The sequence below is a fragment of the Mycobacterium sp. UM_11 genome (assembly GCF_001414075.1).
Lineage (GTDB): Bacteria > Actinomycetota > Actinomycetes > Mycobacteriales > Mycobacteriaceae > Mycobacterium.
Genome location: NZ_LATC01000007.1, coordinates 40,747 through 58,220, shown reverse-complemented (window position 1 = coordinate 58,220; position 17,474 = coordinate 40,747). Strand labels below are relative to the sequence as shown.

At 68.2% G+C, this 17,474-nt stretch carries 13 protein-coding genes; 3 read left to right on the top strand and 10 right to left on the bottom strand.

Annotation, left to right across the window (positions count from 1 at the left end):
- Positions 1-2 precede the first annotated feature (2 nt).
- The 10 genes from eccB to WU80_RS03435 all read right to left on the bottom strand — a co-directional run bounded on the left by eccB (position 3) and on the right by WU80_RS03435 (position 10,589).
- Positions 3-1,490: a type VII secretion protein EccB gene (gene eccB / locus WU80_RS03465; protein WP_055401442.1), complete on the bottom strand. Its 1,488-nt coding sequence runs from the start codon at positions 1,488-1,490 to the stop codon at positions 3-5.
- 2 nt (positions 1,491-1,492) lie between these two features.
- Positions 1,493-2,308: a transglycosylase gene (locus WU80_RS03460; protein ID WP_055401440.1), complete on the bottom strand. Its 816-nt coding sequence runs from the start codon at positions 2,306-2,308 to the stop codon at positions 1,493-1,495.
- A 212-nt stretch (positions 2,309-2,520) separates the two neighbouring features.
- Positions 2,521-3,468 carry a hypothetical protein gene (locus WU80_RS03455; RefSeq protein ID WP_369808488.1) on the bottom strand — a complete coding sequence of 316 codons (948 nt, stop codon included), beginning with the start codon at positions 3,466-3,468 and terminating at the stop codon, positions 2,521-2,523.
- Positions 3,469-3,595: 127 nt separating this feature from the next.
- Positions 3,596-4,354, bottom strand: a complete 759-nt coding sequence (locus tag WU80_RS26605) for a DUF5631 domain-containing protein (RefSeq protein ID WP_369808487.1) — start codon at positions 4,352-4,354, stop codon at positions 3,596-3,598.
- Positions 4,355-5,744: 1,390 nt separating this feature from the next.
- A complete protein-coding gene (locus tag WU80_RS25245) occupies positions 5,745-6,134 on the bottom strand; it encodes a hypothetical protein (RefSeq protein WP_369808486.1) in 390 nt (129 codons plus the stop codon).
- Between the two features lie 402 nt (positions 6,135-6,536).
- Positions 6,537-6,983 carry a hypothetical protein gene (locus tag WU80_RS25240; RefSeq protein ID WP_369808485.1) on the bottom strand — a complete coding sequence of 149 codons (447 nt, stop codon included), beginning with the start codon at positions 6,981-6,983 and terminating at the stop codon, positions 6,537-6,539.
- Between the two features lie 439 nt (positions 6,984-7,422).
- Entirely contained in the window at positions 7,423-7,830 is a 408-nt protein-coding gene (locus WU80_RS25235) for a hypothetical protein (RefSeq protein ID WP_369808484.1), read from the bottom strand.
- 343 nt (positions 7,831-8,173) lie between these two features.
- The gene (locus WU80_RS03445; protein ID WP_055401437.1) at positions 8,174-8,503 is read right to left on the bottom strand and encodes a DUF2563 family protein; all 330 of its coding nucleotides are present in this window, start codon (positions 8,501-8,503) and stop codon (positions 8,174-8,176) included.
- 115 nt (positions 8,504-8,618) lie between these two features.
- The gene (locus WU80_RS03440) at positions 8,619-9,128 is read right to left on the bottom strand and encodes a hypothetical protein (RefSeq protein ID WP_055401435.1); all 510 of its coding nucleotides are present in this window, start codon (positions 9,126-9,128) and stop codon (positions 8,619-8,621) included.
- 24 nt (positions 9,129-9,152) lie between these two features.
- Positions 9,153-10,589, bottom strand: a complete 1,437-nt coding sequence (locus WU80_RS03435; protein WP_055401433.1) for a CCA tRNA nucleotidyltransferase — start codon at positions 10,587-10,589, stop codon at positions 9,153-9,155.
- Between the two features lie 112 nt (positions 10,590-10,701).
- Between WU80_RS03435 and WU80_RS03430 the strand changes: the two genes are divergently transcribed.
- The 3 genes from WU80_RS03430 to WU80_RS03420 are packed head-to-tail and all read left to right on the top strand — an operon-like array spanning position 10,702 to position 17,413.
- Positions 10,702-11,436: an NUDIX hydrolase gene (locus WU80_RS03430; protein ID WP_055401431.1), complete on the top strand. Its 735-nt coding sequence runs from the start codon at positions 10,702-10,704 to the stop codon at positions 11,434-11,436.
- Complete coding sequence (locus WU80_RS03425; protein WP_055401429.1) at positions 11,433-13,808, top strand: hypothetical protein; 2,376 nt, start codon at positions 11,433-11,435, stop codon at positions 13,806-13,808. Before WU80_RS03430 ends, WU80_RS03425 begins: the two co-directional genes overlap by 4 nt.
- On the top strand, positions 13,805-17,413 hold the full coding sequence (locus tag WU80_RS03420) for a murein biosynthesis integral membrane protein MurJ (RefSeq protein WP_055401427.1): 3,609 nt from the start codon (positions 13,805-13,807) through the stop codon (positions 17,411-17,413). Before WU80_RS03425 ends, WU80_RS03420 begins: the two co-directional genes overlap by 4 nt.
- The last annotated feature ends 61 nt before the right edge of the window (positions 17,414-17,474 follow it).

Genomic DNA, 17,474 nt, shown 5'->3' with positions numbered 1-17,474 from the left:
CCCTAGCCTCCCGCCTTCGCCGATGTGGTCACCACAGCCGCCTTGCCGAGCGCCGGCACCGTGTCACGAGCCACGAGCGCTGCCTCCCGCGACAAGGCCGGGCCGGCAGCGAAAGTCCGCAACAACGGCCACGGCGCCTGCACCGCCGAGGCCGGATCCAGCCCCAGCGCGCGCATCGTGTCGTCGTTCGCGGCGATACCGAACCGAACGCCGTTGTCGGACACCCAGAACAACGATTCACGAGAGTCGGACGTGATCACCCCACTCGTCGAGGTGACGAAGTTCGCCGCCCCGGGCAGCACCAGCACCTGGTTGGCCACCACCGACCCGGGGTCGCGGTCGTCGCGCACCAGGTGCACGATCCGGTCGTCGAGGTACGAATACACCGGTAGCCCGCGGCCGTTGTAGATGACGACGCGGGCTTGCGGATCCGTCGAGCCCTTTTCCCAGCTGACGCAGGTGGTCGGATTCGCCGCCGTATCAATGAAATTCAGGCGCTTCGTCGGGTAGTAGTCGACCGCGAGCGAGTTGACTTGGGGGATGTTCACCAAGACGTCGGGCGCCACCACCCGGGGTGCCGTCGACCCGTACGAATTGGCGCTGCGGAGCAGATCCGCGACGAAGCTGGTGATCTTTTGCACGCCGTCTGGCAGCAGCACATAGAACTGCTTGCCGCCACCGGCGGTTTGCGCCTGCAGCACCGCACCCACCTGCGAGCCCGAAACCCAGGTCGACGGCGCGCCCGCCTGGGGAACGTCGGGGACGCGCAGCGGCTCGGTCGCGGGCAGGCCGTCGTACAGCGCGCGCGAAATCTCCACCGGCGACGTCACTCCCGGGTCGAGCCCCAGGCTCAGGGTGATCGCCCTGCTGGCGGGATCGACCTGCGAGCGTTTGCCGCCCCAGATCACGTAGGTATTGCCCTCGAACGTCACGAGCAGGCCGGCGTCCTCGGCCAGCGGTTCGGCGCGTCCGCCGCCGTTGAGTGTGCCCGCAATCGAGGTGACGACCGGTTTCTCGCCACTGCGCGGGCGCCCGGCGGTATCGCAGACCGCCCATGCCGAAATCCCGCCCCGGTTCACCGGCATCGCCGCGGGCGCACCCGGTATGCCGATCAGCGGCCCGGTCGGATACTTAGCGATCTCGCTGCGCTTCACCCACGTCGGCTGGTTCGCCGTCCCGGTGGCCAGCCGGGCGGACGTCAGGTTCAGGGCCGGATAGAGCCGGCCGTCGATGCGCGCGTAGATCGCGCCGGAATCGCGATCGCCGATGATCGATGATTCACCAACTGCGCCAGTCGGTTTCAGAACGTTCAGCAGCAACATCCATCCGGCGCCGATGGCCACCAACAAGATCGACAACACCAACGCGGCGGTCTGCTTGCGGTCGTCGTGCTTCATGCGCACCGAGAACCGGGTGGTCGCCGCCCGCAACCGTCGGTTGTAGAACAGGTGACCGGAATTCTGGTCGCGGTTCGACAAACTCAGCGGCATGCTCAATACCCCTTAGGTGATCGGCGAGGATCGGCCTGCTGAATCCGATCGGCCAGATTCGACGCGTCGGCGGCAACCCCGTAGCGGCCCATCGCGTAGTTGATGAACGCGCACGCCTGGGCCAGAAGGTCGTGGATGTCGCGGGACGTTCCCGGCTGGTGATAGGCCGCGAACGTCGGGCCGATGAACTGCCAGGCGCCCTTGCTCGGCGTGCCCCGTGCCGCATTCGAATCCCAGTCGTTGACCGCGTTGGCGTTGTAATTGGACTCGCGGCGGGCGACCAGATCCATGCCGCGCTCCCAACGGGCGCGCGCGGCCGGGTCGTGAATGCCCTTGATATCCAAGGCTTTGCGGATCGCCGCGAGGACGGCCGGCCGGCCGGTGCCCTGCATGTGTTCTCGCCTTCGTCGGTAGCGCAGGTGCCGCAGCTTTAACGCGTGCAACCGGGCACGGCGGCGGGATATCAGGATGTGGCGGCGCTGGGCGCGTAACCGCGCCGCCATTCGGGCCATCGCCTCGCGATGCGCCATCGGGGTGTCGGCCGACGCGTCGGCGATTGCGTCGTCGAGTACTGCCCGGGTGGCCGCCCGCGCTTGCGCGTGATCGGCGCGGGCCGCGGTCATGATTCGTGCGAGTTCACGGTCGGTCTCGGTGGAGCTGCGGAGGTCGTCGAGCGTGTTGATGGACCTTCGCGCCGCGGCGCCAGGAAGGCCGTCGGTTTTGAGCTCGCGGGGTTCGTACACGCGGTCGACCGGAGCCGCGATGGTCTCGCGCGCAAACAATCCGTGGCCGCGGGACAGCGCCGCGACCGCCCGCATCGTCAGCGGATCAGTCAACGCTTGTCCCCTATGCGTCCATCCGTCCTGGACACTCGAGCTGCTCCCACACCCCTTGGTCGCGAAAATCCGTACTCAATAGCATGCACGAATAGGCAGTTCCGCTGTCAATAACGAGCTCGTTTGACCCTACTGCTGGGCGGTTGACCCGACCACTCACCCATCAAGGGCGTGGGAATGGCTTGCGGTGCCGCCTATTCCTTCGGCTCGTCCTCGCTCGGCATGATCACGATTCGGCGATTCGGCCGGTTGGTGACGACGGTCGGCTTGTCCTCACCAGGCTTGGGCCCGGGGGCGGCCGGCGGCATCGTCAGGCGGCCCTTGACGGGCTGACCGTTGGGCACGCCCGGGGCGGAGATCCGCTTTTCCGGTGGCTTCTCCTTATTGCCGCCTTCACCGTGGCCGCCCATCGCGCCGGGGGGCATCATCCCCATCCCGCCCATACCGCCGGGGCCAGTGGTGGTCGGCGCGCCACTGACCGGCGGCGGCATTGCCGCCTTGGAGGCTCCGGCTGGGGTCGTCGGCGGGGACGAGCTGGGCACCGGAGGCGGGCCCAAGGAACTGGCTGGGGTGGTGCCTCCGCCGCCACCTCCGAGGCCGGCGCCGCCGCCGCCCGAGCCCGCGCCGCCGCCGAGGCCCGCGTCGGGTTTGACGCTGTCGACCAGATGCGGGTCACTGGCGAGGCCGGCGCCGTGGGCGCCTTGAACCGCGCTCATCAGCGGTTGGATGGCGCTTTGGCCGGCCTGCATCGCCTGCTGGGGCAGCTGCGTCAGCGGGCCCATGATGCCGCCGACCGCGCCGCCCAGCGCGCCGGTGATGCTTTGCAGCATCTGCTGCATCATCTGCGGGGCTTGCTGGCCGACGTTCTGCATCTGCTGCTGTGAATCCGCTTCATTGGCGGGGAATTTCGCTGCGGCGTCGGCTGCGTGGGCGCGGCGGTCAGCATCCGCCGCTGCGGCGTCGGCGGCGTCTTTCGGGACCCCGCCGTTGCCGGCGGCTCCGAGCGCTCCCCGGAGTATGTCGGTCTGGCTGGTTCCGCCCGCGGAGAGGGGGAAGGGCATCGGCGCCGGCGCTTCGGGGGCACCGGCCAGTCCGCCCAGCACGGCCGGGGTGTTTTTGATGGTGCCGCCGCCCCCAGTCATTGCCTCACCTCCACCCCGTTTGCCAAGTCTGCAGCCGCTTCGTGTGCACTCACGCACCACGCGATTCGTTAGCACCATTTTGGCATAACGCGCCGCAATGGGTATTCACCTCGACTTTCGAGGTGCTCTAGGCGGCACTGTGATGGCTGATCACGTCGAACCAGGCCAGGTGATAGTTCGCGAGGTATTCATGCCCGTCGATCAATGCCTCGATTGCCGCGAGGAGCATCCAGTCTCCGACAGCGGACGCATCGTGGTCGGGGTATGCCGCCAGCACCGAATTCTGGATATCGCCGATGCAACTGCGCAGAAGCCCGGTTTCGTTCTCGAGCACCCCGGTCTTTCGTACCGCTGGCGTCACGAGCGCCTGCGCAATTCGTGGCAAGCCGTCGCGTCGTCGGACGGCTTCGACGAGCGCGGGTCCTAGCTCGTCCACTGGCGGTGCGGCCGCGCGGGCTGGCCGATCGCCGCTCAGCGCGGGTGCTTCCGGGTCCGATTCGGCCACGTAGGTGTTGTGCTCGTGCGCGGCGGCAACCACGACCGCGCCCAGAAGATCGACCACGTTCGCGTCCCGTCGGCGTGCGGCCGGTTCGAGCAGCGTCACGTGTGCGGGCAAGCGGACGTGCGGCGGAATCCATCCGCCAGCGAGGTCGGTTACGAGCAGGGTGGTGGTGCCGTCGTCTCGCAGACCCGCCGCCCATGAAAGCCGCGGCTCCTGGCGGGCCACCGCATCGACGAGGCGCTGGAGACGCTGCTGCTCGGCAGCCCTGCTCGATACCGCACCGGCCGTCGCGCCGGTCGCCGCCGACATAGCTGACGCGCCGACCATGCTCGACGAGTTGGCGCCGCCCTGAGCGCCGGCGGCTCCCTGCGCTGCGCGCTCCACCGGCGAAACAACAGGACCCCCGGCCGACGGGGATGAACTCGGCGACGGCGCGACCGGCGCTCCCGACACCGGTCCGGCCGGAGCTGATGGTGTGACAGGCGGCGCGGCAACCGTGGGACGCAGATCGGAGCCATATGCGGGTAATGGGCCGGCGGGGACACTCGGGCCGCCGGACAGCGAGGCCGGCGTTCCAGACCACGATCCGCCCGTCACTACCGGCGCCACCGGAGCGGCTCCTGTTGCTGGGGCAGCCGGAGAGGGCGGCGGGGCCGCGTCAGCCGGAGTGGCCTGTGGAATGAAGACTCCGGCGCTGGGTGCGGTCGGCGCGACCGGTGGCGTGCCCGCCGGTGGCCCGGCTTGCGGCGGTGTGCCGGATTCCATCGCGTTGACTGCGCCTGACGAAATGCCTTGTGCACCAGCACCTGCCGGCTGCCCCGTTGCCATGCCGGAAGCGAAAGATTGCGCCAAGTTGGGTGAGCCGGTTTGGCCTAAGTTTGCGGGTGACATAGTCATCGGACTACTTGGAGCTCCAGGCATTCCGGGCGACATCGATCCGCCACCGCCGGGCATGTGGACGCCAGGTCCGACTGGCGATCCGGCCGGCAGCGATCCGCCATTGCCGCTCCAGTTGGATGCACCGGCAGCCGGAGCCGACGTTTGACCGCCACTTCCGTAAAGATTTGGGCTGCTTCCTCCGCCGGTTCGATTTGCAACGCCTGGTCCCGGTGGGGGTGGCTCTGTTCCAACGCCGTGTCCCCCGCCGCCATCGGCGGCCCGGTTAGAACCGCCTGCACTTGGCAGCGTATGAGTGAGGTCTTGATCGGTGATCGGGCGCGGTGGTGGATGATTCTCTAAGCCAAAGCCATTCTCACGGGCCCATGTTCGCGCGTCGGAACCGACGCCGTCAGCATCGAGGATCTTCTGCGTTGCCGCCGTGAGTTTGTCGCCTGCGTTCATGCTCGCGTTCGCCGCATCGCCGTTACATCGCAACTGCACTGCCTGTACCTCCGCTACTTTTTCAGGCAGAGGCTTTTTAGACGCGAGTATCGCGTTTATCTCTTTGTTGCCCTCATTGGCAATTTCCGTCAACCGGCTTCGCAGATAGTCGACTGCATCTGCAGACGAGTCAAAAGCTCCAGCCTTGATTTGATATTTCTCGGCAAGGTCCATGTGGAACTTCTCGCCTTGTTGATATCTGGATATGAGGTCGTCCGCCGTGTGGCCCTGATTATGTGCAGCCACCAATGTCCATTGGGTGCGCAAGTCCTGCGAAAAGAGCTGTTGCTCGAGACATGCCTGGCTCCAGTGCTGAGCGCCGGCGCGGAGGTCAATCGGCGGTCCTGTCCACCAAGGACCAATTAACGCCGCTGTCCATATCCCGGGCGGAAGGTCAACTCCCACCACCACATACCTTTTTCATGACGGCATCCTTGGCGTTCACATCATCAACTGCTGCGCGGAATTCAGTCTCGGTCGCCGCGCCCTCGCTGCTTTTCGCGGTGTCGGACAAGTACGCCGTCGCGAGTGCCTGCGCAGCGTTCCGATGTTCGGCATCGAGCGCCGGGTTCGCCGCAGCATTTCCCAGCATAACGGCAGCATTAGTAAGGGCGATACGCGCGAACGCCTTATCGCTTCCATTGGTGTCGACTTGGACTGCCCGCGCGGCCAAACCGTAGGTATCGCAGAGTTGTCGTTGCGCCGCTGCGACCTCAGTTGCGGTGTACGTGGGCGTGCTGGAGATCGCAGGAGAGCGTGCCACCGTGGGGCGTGTCAATCCCACAGCAAGCGCAGCTACTGCTATCGCGGACGTCAATCCCAGCGCTATCAGCTGCCATCGGCTTGACCGCGAGACTGGCGGGCCAGAATAGGTCTGACTCCAAGTCGCCGCCGGCGGCTGAGGCATCGGCCGCTGTCCGGATCCCCAAGGAGGCTGGTTCGCCACCATATATCTCCCTCCGAGAGTCTTTCTCAGATCAGCCGAGGCTGATGCCAAATCAACCGTATAGCCGCCAACCTCCATAGTGGTGGAGACGAGGAACTGCAGCAATTCACTGAGGGCCGTTGAACCATCGCATCGTCAAAGTTCTTCCGCGCGACTTCAGCGCTGTCAGCCGCATGTCTGCAGAGGCACGGTCGAACCGCGCTGCGAGTCAAACCATCTGAACGCGCGCACCGACGCCGCTCACCCGCCGCCGCAGACCTTCTTCATAGCAGCATCCTTGGCATTGACGTCACCGATCGTTGACTGCCACACAGGATCGTCACGCTGCTGCACCGACGCAGCTCTGGCTTGAGAGTTGCTGTAGGCCTCGGCGAGCGTGAGGGCGGCAGCTCGGTCCCCAGGAGAGATTGACGGGGTGGTGTTTACCACGTGCTCTAGCATCAGCGCACCATTCACAACCGCAACGCCCGATAAAGCCGGGTTGTCACCGTTTGTTTCTATTTGCACGGCCCGTGCGGCCGCGTTATAGACATCACAAAGCTTCTTGTGCGCGGACGCCACTTCTGCTGCGCTATACGTGGGCGCAGCAGATGTCGTAGTCGTTATGCCTGCAACGGAATTGGGCGTGGGTCGAGTGAGCGCGACGATTAGAGCGGCGACTCCCAGCACGATGGCGATCGCGGCCAACGCGGTCGCTAGCCACGTGTATGAACGCCGTGGAGGAAGAGGTGGAACTGACGGCTGCCACTGAGCCGGCGGCGCACCCATAGGCGGTTCCCCGCGAAAATTTGGAGGCAGGTCCCCCATCTCGCCCTCCTTTCAATGCCCCGGTCATTGCGGAGCGACCTTCTGGATTTCTGCGCGTCCATTGCACCTCAACGAACCAATGGCGCCCTCACCAGCGATGAATGTAGTAGCCGTTGGCGTGATGCCGATCAGACCTTGTTTATCGGCCCCGAAACCCGGCCGGCCTGCGCAACCCTTGCCCCAGGCCTAGCACCGCCAGGCCGGAGCCTCCGATCCGGTCGCACCGCGTGCATACCCATGCTGGCGAATCCTCGGACGGCATCACCTCCAACCGATAGGCGACGGCAGCCCTATCGATTGAGGGAGGCAACGGGCAGAGTCAACCACCTCCGCACAGACTTCTCATCGCCGTATCTTTTGCGTTGGCGTCGTCCAACACTGTGCGCCACTCTGCATCGGTAGCGACGCCCTTACTTCCCAACGCCGACACGTTGCCGTAGGCCGTCGCCAATGCGCGTGCGGAGTCGCGGTACTTCGCGTCAAGAGCTGGATTCGCGGCAGCGTTATAGAGCATCACCGCCCCGTTGGTAGCGGAAATGCGGGCCAGCGCTTCGTCGGTACCAGCAGTATCCGACCGAACGGTGCGCGCTTGGACCTTATATACGTCGCACAATTGTTGCTGCGCAGCAGCACTTTCAGCAGGCGTGTATTTGGGTTCTGGAGAGCTGGCCGGCGCTGTAGCAGAGGGCGAGCGCGTGAATGCGACAACCAGAGCACCGATGGCCAACAGAACAGCAATTGCTGATAGAGCGATCGCGGGCCAAGTTTGAGGACGTTTTAGGGGCTGGGGCGGGTACGCCGGCTGCTGCCACGGACCCACAGGCGGGCCGACATGTGGCTCCCCAGCTTTGTACGGAGGCCGATCCCCCACGCAGTCCTCCCTCGTATCACCTCGTGTAGAAGTCATTCTCTTGAAATTATCCCCGTACATCCCGCATCGCCGCCGAATTGTGGCCGCAACGCGACGCTGGCGTCACTGGCACAGCGAGCTGTCACCCAATGACTTCTAACGGAATCGAAGGTTCGACATAGCCGACCAGCTTGAAGGGCGCGTTTACCCGATCAAGGCCTCACACCCGCGACGTCGGAGCTCCCGAACCCGGTCGCACAGCCTGCATTTCGCCGGCGTTGTGCTGGTCCATACTCGTGAACCCTCGGGCCGCGTAGTGCGCCTTCGAACCGACATCGGTCAGCGTCTGCTTGTGGCCCTGCAAGTTCTCAACGTGTCGCGTGTGCGCAGCGGCGAGCGCCTCGTGAAAAGAATCGGCGGCGGCGAAGTCGCCGAACATGCCGGATGCCAGCGGCCCCCGCGCAAGCTGATCGGCGCCCTCTTGTGCGTGCCCACCAGCGCGATGCGAGTCGTTGCCTCCGGTGTGCAGAAGGTCCGTGTCAACGAACATTGCCACCCCTTCCTCGTCGACCGCGGCGACAACTCCATCAGCTCAAGACGCCGCTACTGACCAGGCTAAATACCCCGCCCGCGACGGTCAATTCACTCGTCTCCCGGACACGAACTCACAGAGCGCTCGCGCCGTCAGCCAAACCGTCCCCGTCCGAATCGGTCAGCCGCACGTTCCACTTACCGTCGCCGTCGGTGTCGACGTACCCGCTGACGCCGCCCTCGTCGGCGCACAGCACCCGGTCGGCCAGCCCGTCATTGTCGGTATCAAACAGCCGGTCGTCGGCGCTGCCGTGCCCGTCGAAGTCGACCAGCGGGCCGCCGGTGTGCTCCACACCGTCGAGCCCGAGCCATCGCAGTTGCCGCCCCTGTTCGGTGGCGATCCCCCACGTTCCCGAACCATCGTCGGTGAAGTACGCCTCGGGAGTGCCGTCGTTGTCCACGTCGAGCACCACATGATCGGCGATGCCGTCGCCATCGAGATCCGCGAACGCGTCGTCGTGCAGTCCATCACCGTCGAAGTCCAGGCCGAAAGCGTCGAGTCGGCCGTCACCGTCGAGGTCCAGATCGAGTTGGCGGTGCCAGATCGCCGCCGCGCCGTCATCGCCCGCCATGCAGTAGTCCATGGCAAGTCGGACGCGCGACCGGCGCTACGCGTTCCCCCGCGAACTCCACCAGTTCAGCAGTTCCGCGGTCGCCTCGTCGGCGGACAGCGGTCCGCGCTCCAGCCGCAGCTCCTTCAAAAAACGCCACGCCTCGCCGACTTGCGGGCCCGCCGGGATGTGGAGTAGCTCCATGATCTGGTTGCCGTCCAAATCGGGACGCACCCGCGCCAGATCCTCCTTGGCGGCCAGCTCGACGATCCGCTCCTCCAACCGGTCGTAGCTCGCCTGTAGCCGCGCGGCCCGGCGCTTGTTGCGCGTCGTGCAGTCAGCCCGCACCAACTTGTGCAGCCGGGGCAGCAGCGGCCCGGCGTCGGTGACGTAGCGCCGCACCGCCGAATCGGTCCACTTGCCCTCGCCGTACCCGTGGAACCGCAAGTGCAGATACACCAGCTGCGAGACGTCCTCGATCATCTGCTTCGAATACTTCAACGCCCGCAACCGCTTTCGCGCCATCTTGGCGCCCACCACCTCGTGATGATGAAAACTCACGCCGCCGTCGGCTTCATGCCGCCGGGTGGCGGGCTTGCCGATGTCATGCAGCAGCGCGGCCCAGCGCAGCACCAGATCCGGGCCGTCATCCTCCAGCGCGATGGCCTGCCGCAGCACCGTCAGCGAATGCTGGTAGACGTCCTTGTGCTGGTGGTGTTCGTCGATGGCCATCCGCATGCCGCCGACCTCAGGCAGCACCACGTCACCCATGCCGGTCTGCACCAGCAGGTCGATGCCAGCCACCGGGTCGTCGCCGAGCAGCAGCTTGTCGAGCTCGGCGGCCACCCGCTCGGCGCTGATCCGCGCCAGTTCGGGCGCCATCTCCTCGATCGCCTCGCGCACCCGCGGGGCGACGGCGAAGCCGAGCTGCGAAACGAACCGCGCCGCCCGCAGCATCCGCAGCGGGTCATCACCGAACGACACCGACGGTGCCGCCGGGGTGTCGAGCACCCGTTCACGCAGCGCCGCCAAACCACCCAAGGGATCGAGGAATTCACCCGGCCCGTCGGGCGTGACGCGCACGGCCATCGCGTTCGCGGTGAAATCGCGGCGCACCAGATCGTCCTGGAGGCGGTCGCCGTACCGCACCTCGGGGTTACGGGAAATCCGGTCGTAGGTGTCGGCGCGGAACGTGGTGATTTCCAGGCGATGGCCGTCCTTGCCGACGCCGACCGTGCCGAATTCGATGCCGGTGTCCCACAGGTTGTCGGCCCAGCGGCCCAGAAATTGTTGCACCTGCTCCGGGCGGGCGTCGGTGGTGAAGTCCAAGTCGGGACTCAGCCTGCCCAGCAGCGCATCTCGCACCGAGCCGCCGACGAGGTACAGCTCGTGTCCCGAGCCCTCGAACGCCGAGCCCAACTCGCGCAGCATGGGCGCGTGTTGGTTCAGGGCCACCTGGGCGGCGGCGAGCAGCTCGACATCGGCTTCGGGCACGTTCGATCAGCCTAGTAGGCGGGCGCGACCCTCACCGCGGTGCGCCATCGCGCGGCCCGCTAGCGGCGAGTATGTCCTGGGAGACGATGTCGTGCCAGCTACTATCGCTTGGGTGTCGGACGGCGAACAACGCAAGCCACGTCGACGCCGGGGGCGGCGGCGCGGTCGTGGGGCGGCAAGTTCGACCGAGAACCAAACGAACGGCCAAGCGCCCGCGGACTCGACGGCGACGAAATCGCGCCGATCCCGTTCGCCTCGCCGCGCGCCGGATCGGCTGCGCACCGTGCACGAAACCTCCGCCGGGGGCTTGGTCATCGACGGCCTCGACGGTCCGCGTGACGCCCAGGTCGCCGCGCTGATCGGCCGCGTCGATCGGCGAGGGCGGATGTTGTGGTCGCTGCCCAAGGGCCACATCGAACTCGGTGAGACCGCCGAACAGACCGCTATAAGAGAGGTCGCCGAAGAGACCGGCATCCGCGGCAGCGTGCTGGCCGCGCTGGGACGCATCGACTACTGGTTCGTCACCGACGGCCGCCGCGTCCACAAGACGGTCCACCATTATTTGATGCGCTTCTCCGGCGGCGAGTTGTCCGACGAGGACCTCGAAGTGGCCGAGGTGGCCTGGGTACCCATCCACGAGCTGCCGTCGAAGCTGGCCTACGCCGACGAACGTCGTCTGGCCCGCGTGGCCGACGAGCTGATCGACAAGCTGCAGAGCGACGGCCCCGCCGCGCTGCCGCCGCTGCCGCCGACCTCTCCCCGGCGCCGCCCGCAAACGCATTCGCGGACCCGGCACGCCGACAAGCCGGCCACCAGCCGGAAGAACGGCCACGGGCCCGGGCCGTGACGGCATCCCGACTCTGCCTGTTGCGCCTCGCGGCGGTGATCGGCATCGTGGCCGGCTTTGCGATGCTCACCGGTCCCGTCATGCCGCGCGCGGGTGCGGGCGAGCCCGGCACCACACCTTTCGTCCGGGTCCGCATCGACCAAGTCACCCCGGACGTGGTCACCACGTCCAGTCCACCCGTCGTCACCGTCAGCGGCATGGTGACCAACATCGGCGACCGCCCCGTCCGCGACGTGATGGTCCGGCTCGAACACGCGGGGGCGGTCACCGCGTCGGCGAGCCTGCGGACCACCCTGGACGGCGACACCGACCAGTACCAGCCCGCCGCCGACTTCCTCACGGTCGCTCCCGAGTTGCAGCGGGGCCAGCAGGTCGGCTTCACCCTGTCGGCGCCCCTGCGCTCGTTGACCAAGCAGTCGCTGGGCATCGACCAGCCCGGCATCTACCCGGTCCTGGTCAACGTCAACGCCACGCCCGACTACGGCGCCCCCGCGCGGCTCGACAACGCCCGCTTCCTGCTGCCCGTCGTCGGGGTTCCCCCCGACCAGGGCGGTGATCTGGGCTCGGCCGTCGCGCCCGACACGTCCAAACCCGTGTGGATCACCATGCTGTGGCCGCTGGCCGACCGGCCCCGGCTCGCGCCGGGCGTGCCCGGCGGCACCATCCCGGTGCGCCTGGTCGACGACGATCTGGCCACCTCGCTGGCCAGCGGCGGCCGGCTGGACGTCCTGCTGTCGGCGGCCGAAGTCGCCACCAGCCACGACGTCGACCCCGACGGCGCCGTCGGCCGGGCACTCTGTTTGGCCGTGGACCCCGACCTGCTGGTCACCATCAACGCGATGACCGCCGGCTACGTGGTGTCCGATTCGCCCGACGGCCCCGCTCAACTCCCCGGCACGCCGACCCATCCGGGCGCCGGGCAAGCCGCCGCGGTCGAGTGGCTCAACCGGCTGCGGGCCCTGGCGCACCGCACCTGCGTGGCGCCGCTGCCCTACGCGCAAGCCGACCTGGGAGCCCTGCAGCGCGTCAACGATCGGGGGCTGAGCGCCGCCGCCACCACCGGCGTCAATAGCATCGTCGACCGCATCCTGGATGTGGCATCCGTGCGGGGGGCCACGTTGCTGCCTGACGGGCCGTTGACCAACGGCGCGGTCAACCTGCTCGGCGCCAACGAGAGCACCGTCGCCGTCGCCGCGGCCAACTTGTCCGCGACGGACGCGTCCGCCGAGGCCAACGTCGACACCGCGCCCCGGCGCGTCTCCCCGCAAGTGGTGGTCGCCCCCTTCGACCCGGCGGTCGGCGCCGCACTGGCCGGCGCGGGAAGCTCACCGGCGATCCCCACCTACCTGGACCCCTCGCTGAGCGTCCGGCTGTCCCATGACTCGGTGACCGCGCGCCGCCAAGACGCCCTGGGCTCGATGTTCTGGCACGCCCTGCGCCACGACGACGCGCCGCGCACCCAGATCCTGGTCCCGCCGGCGACCTGGAACCTGCAGGCCGACGACGCGCACGTCATCCTGACCGCGCTGACCACCAGCATCCGCTCCGGCCTGGCGGTCCCGCGCCCGTTGCCGGCGGTGGTCGCCGAGGCCGCGGCCCGCACCGAGCCGTCCGAACCGGTGGGCGCCGACACCTCCGCGCGCGGCCGCTTCGACGACGACGTCACCGCCGCGGTCGCCGGGCAGGTCGGCCGGCTGTGGGGGCTGACGTCGGCGCTGAGCACCGACGAACGCACCGGGTTGACCGGCATTCAGTACACCGCCCCGCTGCGCGAAGACATGCTGCGCGCGCTGAGCCAATCCGAGCCCCCCGACACCCGCAACGGGATGGCCCAGCAGCGCCTGGCCGTCGTCGGCAAGACGATCAACGATCTGTTCGGCGCCGTCACGATCGTCAACCCGGGCGGCTCCTACACCCTGGCCACCGAGCACAGCCCGCTCCCCTTGGCGCTGCACAACGGCCTGGCCGTCCCGATCCGGGTGCGGTTGCAGGTCGACGCACCACCGGGCATGACCGTCACCGACGTCGGCCAGATCGAGTTGCCGCCCGGATACCTGCCGCTGCGGGTGCCGATCGAGGTGAACTTCACCCAGCGGGTCGCCATCGACGTGACGTTGCGGACCCCGGACGGCATGCGGCTGGGCGACCCGGTGCGCCTGTCGGTGCATTCCAATGCCTACGGCAAGGTCCTGTTCGCGATCACCATGACGGCCGCGGCGGTGCTGGTGTTGCTGGCCGGGCGGCGACTGTGGCACCGCTTCCGCGGCCAGCCCGACCGCGCCGATTTGGACCGGCCCGATCCGCCGGGCGCCCGGGCCGCGGGCGCGCACGGAGCGGCCGACGACCGGGTCGAACACGAGCACCGAGTATGAATCCCGCCCACGGGCAGGCCGCGCGGCAACACCACCGCCTGCCGCAGCCGCCGCGGCGACCCCGAACCCCCGGCTCGCCGCCCACCGGCCCCCTGCCACCCGTCCCTGCGGGCGTCGATCGCCGGCGCCCCGAACTGTCCGACGCCGCGCTGGTGTCGCGGTCGTGGGCGATGGCGTTCGCCACGCTGGTCAGCCGGCTCACCGGCTTCGCCCGGGTAGTTCTGCTGGCGGCGATCCTGGGCGCCGCGCTGTCCAGCGCGTTCTCGGTGGCCAACCAGCTGCCGAACCTGGTGGCCGCCCTGGTCCTCGAGGCGACCTTCACCGCGATATTCGTGCCGGTGCTCGCCCGCGCCGAGCAGAGCGACCCCGACGGCGGCGCGGCCTTCGTGCGGCGCCTGGTCACGCTGACGACGGCGCTGCTGGTGTTGGCGACCGCGTTGTCGGTGCTCGCCGCGCCGCTGCTGGTGCGGCTCATGCTCGGCCGCGTCCCGCAGGTCAACGAGCCGCTGACCACCGCGTTCGCCTACCTGCTGCTCCCCCAGGTCCTGGCCTACGGGCTGACGTCGGTCTTCATGGCAATCCTCAACACCCGCAACGTGTTCGGGCCCACGGCGTGGGCGCCGGTGGTCAACAACGTCGTCGCCCTCGTGACGCTGGCGGTGTACGCGGCGGTGCCCGGCAAGCTGTCGGTCGACCCCGTTCGGATGGGCAACACCAAGCTGCTGGTCCTTGGCATCGGCACCACGCTCGGCGTCTTCGCGCAGACCGCGGTGCTGCTGGTGGCGCTGCGGCGCCAACGCGTCGACCTGCGCCCCCTGTGGGGAATCGACGAGCGGCTCAAGCGCTTCGGCACGATGGCCGCCGCGATGGTGGTCTACGTGTTGATCAGCCAGCTGGGCCTGGTGGTCGGCAACCAGATCGCCAGCACGGCGGCGGCGTCGGGCCCCGCGATCTACAACTACACCTGGCTGGTGCTGATGCTGCCGTTCGGCATGATCGGCGTCACGGTGTTGACCGTGGTGATGCCGCGGCTGAGTCGCAATGCCGCCGCCGACGACACCAAGGCGGTGCTCGCCGACCTGTCGCTGGCCACGCGCCTGACGCTGATCACACTGATCCCGATCGTCGCGTTCATGACCGTCGGCGGCCCCGCGATCGGCAGCGCGCTGTTCGCCTACGGTCACTTCGGCGGGGTCGACGCCGGCTACCTGGGCGCCGCGATCGCGCTCTCGGCGTTCACGTTGATCCCGTACGGGTTGGTGCTGCTTCAGCTCCGCGTCTTCTACGCACGCGAGCAGCCCTGGACGCCGATCGTGATCATCCTCGTCATCACCGCAGTCAAGATCGTGGGCTCGGTGCTGGCCCCGCACCTGACCCATGACCCGAAGTTGGTGGCCGGTTATCTCGGGCTCGCGAACGGCATCGGGTTTCTGGCGGGCGCGATCATCGGTTACCTGTTGTTGCGGCATACCCTGCTACCGACCGGCGGCCACCTGATCGGCAAAGGCGAGCTGCGCACGATCCTGGTCACGATCACCGCCTCCCTGCTGGCCGGATTGGTGGCCCATGTGGCCGACCGGTTGACGGGACTCGACCGGCTGACCGCGCACGGCGGTGGCGCGGGCTCGCTGCTGCGCCTGCTGATCCTGGGGCTGATCATGCTGCCGATCATGGCCGCGGTCATGCTCCGCGCTGATGTCCCCGAGGCGCGGGCCGCGCTGGACGTCGTCAGGCGGCGTCTCGGCGGCCGCGTGCCGGCCACCCGCAAACCGGTAACACCGCAGGGATCGTCGGTCACGTACCCTGAGCAGAGGAATTCGTCCCCGCCTGGGGTAAATGCGGTCCAGGAGCCGATCCAGCGCAGATCTCCGGAGCGGGCAACCCCAGCCCGGATAGCGAAAGGACCGGAGGTGACCGACCGCCCTGTCGACAGCGCCGCGTCGGGCGCCGAGCTGCCACGACCGGTTGCCGACGACTTCCAGCCCGACATCCCCGCCGACCGCGAATCCACGCCGCCGACGCCCCGCAAGGCCGACCAGCGCAACGGTGACGTCGCGCCCGAATCGCGGCGCGGGCCCGCCCCGTTCGAACCGCCCCGGGAACGCGGCGGTGACCCGCCAGCGGACGACGTCCACCTGGTTCCCGGCGCCCGCATCGCCGGCGGCCGGTATCGCCTGCTGGTGTTCCACGGCGGCGCCCCGCCGCTGCAGTTCTGGCAGGCGCTGGACACCGCGCTGGACCGGCAGGTGGCGCTGACCTTCGTCGACCCCGACGGGGCGCTGCCCGAGGAGGTGCTGCAGGAAATCCTGTCCCGCACCCTGCGGCTCAGCCGCATCGACAAGCCGGGCATCGCCCGGGTGCTCGACGTGGTCCACAGCGGCCACGGCGGCCTGGTGGTGTCCGAGTGGGTGCGGGGCGGCTCGTTGCAGGAGGTGGCGGACACCGCGCCGTCGCCCGTCGGCGCCGTGCGGGCCATGCAGTCGTTGGCGGCGGCCGCCGACGCGGCCCACCGGGCCGGCGTCGCGTTGTCGATCGATCACCCGAGCCGGGTGCGCGTCAGCATCGAGGGCGACGTCGTCCTCGCGTACCCCGCGACCATGCCCGACGCCAACCCCCAGGGCGACATCCGCGGCATCGGTGCCGCGCTCTACGCGCTGCTGGTCAACCGGTGGCCGCTGGCGGAGTCCAGCGTGCGAAGCGGGCTCGCCCCGGCCGAACGCGATTCGACCGGTCAACCGGTGGAACCGATGGTCATCGACCGCGAAATCCCCTTCCAGATTTCGGCCGTCGCGGTCCGGGCGGTTCAAGAGGACGGCGGAATACGCAGCGCCTCAACGCTTTTGAACTTGCTGCAGCAAGCGACCGCGGTGGCCGACCGGACCGAGGTGCTGGGCCCGATCGACGATTCGCCCGTGCCGGCCACCGCCCGCGAGTCCGCGGGGCACGACGAGGCGGCGTTCGCGCGCCGGCGCCGCAACCTGCTGATCGGCATGGGCGCCGGCCTCGCCGTCATCATCGTGGCGCTACTGGTGTTGGCATCCGTGGTCAGTAAGATCTTCGGCAACGTCGGCGGCGGCCTCAACAAGGACGAGCTCGGGCTGAACGGCCCGTCGTCGTCCGTCTCGTCGTCGACCGGTAGTTCCGCGGCCGCCGGTAGCGTCGTCAAGCCGACCAAGGCGACGGTCTACTCCCCCGACGGTGACGCCGACAACGCGGACACGGCCGGGCAGGCGATCGACGGTGATCCCTCGACCGCCTGGGCTACCGAGGTCTACACCGACGCGGTTCCGTTCCCCAGCTTCAAGCAGGGCGAAGGCCTCATGCTGCAGCTGCCGAACCCCACGGTGGTCGGACAGGTCAGCATCGACACGCCCAGCAGCGGGACGAAGGTCGAGATCCGCTCGTCGGCCACGGCGTCGCCGTCGTCGCTGAAAGACACCACCGTGTTGGCGCCGGCCTTCACGCTCAAGCCGGGTCACAACGTCATCCCGGTCCGGGCCGGCGCACCGACGTCGAACCTGCTGGTGTGGATCTCGACGCTGGGCACGACCAACGGCAAGAGCCAGGCCGGATTCTCGGAGATCACGGTCCAGGCCGCCTCCTGACGGCGCTTCAACATATCCGCGCGGTGGTGAAGTGCCCGCCCGCAGGCGATTGGTTACTGTC

Coding starts and splice junctions, on each gene's coding strand:
- eccB (WP_055401442.1), bottom strand. CDS start 1,490: ATGCCGCTGAGTTTGTCGAACCGCGACCAGAATTCCGGTCACCTGTTC.
- WU80_RS03460 (WP_055401440.1), bottom strand. CDS start 2,308: ATGCGGGCGGTCGCGGCGCTGTCCCGCGGCCACGGATTGTTTGCGCGC.
- WU80_RS03455 (WP_369808488.1), bottom strand. CDS start 3,468: ATGACTGGGGGCGGCGGCACCATCAAAAACACCCCGGCCGTGCTGGGC.
- WU80_RS03445 (WP_055401437.1), bottom strand. CDS start 8,503: ATGTTCGTTGACACGGACCTTCTGCACACCGGAGGCAACGACTCGCAT.
- WU80_RS03440 (WP_055401435.1), bottom strand. CDS start 9,128: ATGGACTACTGCATGGCGGGCGATGACGGCGCGGCGGCGATCTGGCAC.
- WU80_RS03420 (WP_055401427.1), top strand. CDS start 13,805: ATGAATCCCGCCCACGGGCAGGCCGCGCGGCAACACCACCGCCTGCCG.